This window comes from Hyphomonas sp., from assembly GCF_046313735.1.
Lineage (GTDB): Bacteria > Pseudomonadota > Alphaproteobacteria > Caulobacterales > Hyphomonadaceae > Hyphomonas.
Window position 1 is genome coordinate 1 of the sequence record NZ_JBKBXW010000108.1, and the last position, 2,372, is coordinate 2,372.

The following is a 2,372-nucleotide window of genomic DNA, read 5'->3' on the forward strand; positions in this document are numbered from 1 at the left end:
ACAGCGCCGAAAAGCCTGCGGGATCGTCCGGGCTCACACTGGCGGCAAAGACGGGATAAAGCTGCGCGACGGAATTGTTCACCGCCCCGGCGCAGAAGGCCGCAAAGACCGAAGCCGGCGCCAGCGCGAACAGGCGCCTGGGTCCGAACGGTTTGGCCGCCACGAGAGAGGGCTGGCTGTTGTTCGTCGCCGCCACCGGCAGCAGCGAGGCAATGAACAGGCCTGCCGCGACCATGAAGGCGCCAAGCCCTGTCAGCGCTGCCGCCACCAGGAAGGGCGCGGCAATCGCGCCCGTCTTGGAGACCATGTGATAGAAGCCGAGGATTGCGCCCCGGCTCTGCGGCGGCGCAGCGTTCGCGATCCAGCTTTCGCCCGCCGTCAGCATGCCCGCTGCGCCTGCCCCGGCCAGCGCCAGCAGCACCGCCCAGACCGCCAGTTCGCGCCCCGCCAGCGGCAGGATGAGCACGCCCAGCGCGCAGATGCCCGCCAATACAGCATAAGTGCGGATATGGCCGATGCGGCGGATCTCCAGCGGAGCCACCAGCGTGCCTGCCAGGAACCCCGCCGAATAGGCCGAGGCGACGAGCCCGATACCGGCGGTCGAGACGCCGGCGGCGAGCAGCTTCAGCGCCGTCACCATGGCAAGGGCCGCCATAGCGCCCTGCAGCAGCGTCAGCGCCGCCACGAGCACAAGGATATTGCGGTAGGCTGCAAAGCCGCCGGGTCCGGACAGGACCGGCCCCGGCGGCCCGAGCCTCACCCTCATGCTGCCGGGCGTAGCGCCTGCGGCTTGCCGCGTTCAGCTTGCGCGCCGGTTTCAACCAGCGCCTTGTGCAGCGCGCAGATCGCGGTGTCGAAATCCTCTTCGTCGATGACGACCTGGATGTCCGTCTTGCGCGAAACCTGCTGCAGGCCGATCAGCGCGACATTCGCCCCGTCGAGCGATGACAGCGCCCGCGCGGTGATGCCCGGCACATTGATGTCAGCGCCGATCACCGAGACGATGGCGACCCGGCTGACTTTGACCTCAGCGCCGCCGAGGGCGGCCTCCATGTCCGCCGTTGCCCGCTTCACGGCCTTGCGCGAGCCATCGACATAATGGGTGATGGTGTTGGCGTTGGAACATTTCGACACGATACGGATGGAATGCCGCGTGAGCGCGTCGAGGATCGCGGTGTCGTAGCCCTTCTCGCCGACCATGTCCTGGTCGAACACTTCGATGGCATAGACGCCTTTGAGGCCGGTGATTATTTCCGCACGCGGAGCGTCGGGCATGTAATCAGCCTGCATAACCGTGCCTTCGTCGGCGGGGTCGAACGTGTTCTTGACGCGCAGCGGAATGCCGGCCTGGCGGAGGATTTTTGCGGCCTTCGGATGTACCGCTTCCATGCCCATGTTCGAGAGCTGGTCGGCGACATCGAAATTGGTCAGGCCGATCTTGCGCACCTTACCCTCGCCGACCAGTTTCGGGTCAGCGCTGGAGAGGTGGAACTCCTTGTGGATGATCGCCTCATGCGCGCCGGTCAGCGCCGCGATGCGCGCAAACGTCACCTCCGTGTACCCACGATTGAACTGGCGCACGAGCCCTTCGGGTGCGCTCGCATAGCCGGTTACGATAGGCAGCTCGCTGGCGAGGTCCACACTCTCGAAGGCATCCCGGATGCGCTCGTCGAGTGTGAGCGTGCGCTCGTCACGCCAACCGGTCAGATCGATGCATTTCGCTTTCACGCCGCGCTTGCGCAGCAGCAGCGCCGTATTGAACGCCGAATGCGCCTCACCCAGGGAAGAGAGCACCTCTTTCACCGTGGTGAGATTCTCGTCGAGCCGGAACTGGCCATAGGAACAGAGGCGGTGCAGGTCGATCAGGCAGTTGCGGACGTCCTCGATCCGCTCCCGGACGAAATGGTCGGCGGTCGCCAGCTCTGGCTCGCCGCGGAAGATTTCCGCATTCTTCGCCTGCATAGCTTGCTCGACGCCGGACAGCGCCTCGGTCCAGGCCCATTTATTGCCGGCGCTGGCAAACAGGCTGAACACGCCGGGTTCGCCGGATTTCTTGTGCTCCAGCAGGCGATTGGTCATGCCCGCATAGGCGGAGACGACGAAGATGCGGTTATAGAGGTCCGCGCCTTCGCGCCCGCCGATCAGCACGTTCCGGGTAATCACATCGGTATTGGCGATGGATGTTCCGCCGATTTTTTCAACAGTATGGCTCATGTTTCGCCCCTTCCTGTTATTTCCCGCTTGGCGCGCGCAGGCCGGATTGGCTGGCGCACATGTCGATGCGCGACAAAGTCCGGACGCGGATCGGTTTTTCCGAACGGCGCCTCAAGCCGGTTTGACCAGGCATTGAACACGAAGAACGCATTGATGCG

Annotated in this window: 2 protein-coding genes; both read right to left on the minus strand. The window is 64.7% G+C overall.

Features of this window, described 5'->3' with window-relative positions:
- The coding region (locus tag ACK4SV_RS16865; protein WP_409919005.1) for an MFS transporter at nucleotides 1-766 on the minus strand (766 nt) is incomplete at its 3' end.
- Nucleotides 763-2,214, minus strand: coding sequence for an aspartate kinase (locus ACK4SV_RS16870; RefSeq protein WP_409919006.1), 1,452 nt, complete (start codon nucleotides 2,212-2,214; stop codon nucleotides 763-765). The genes ACK4SV_RS16865 and ACK4SV_RS16870, both read right to left, overlap by 4 nt.
- Nucleotides 2,215-2,372 lie beyond the last annotated feature (158 nt).

Bases quoted from the DNA above. Each gene is read 5' to 3' on its own strand.
- ACK4SV_RS16870 (WP_409919006.1), bottom strand. From the start codon at position 2,214: ATGAGCCATACTGTTGAAAAAATCGGCGGAACATCCATCGCCAATACC.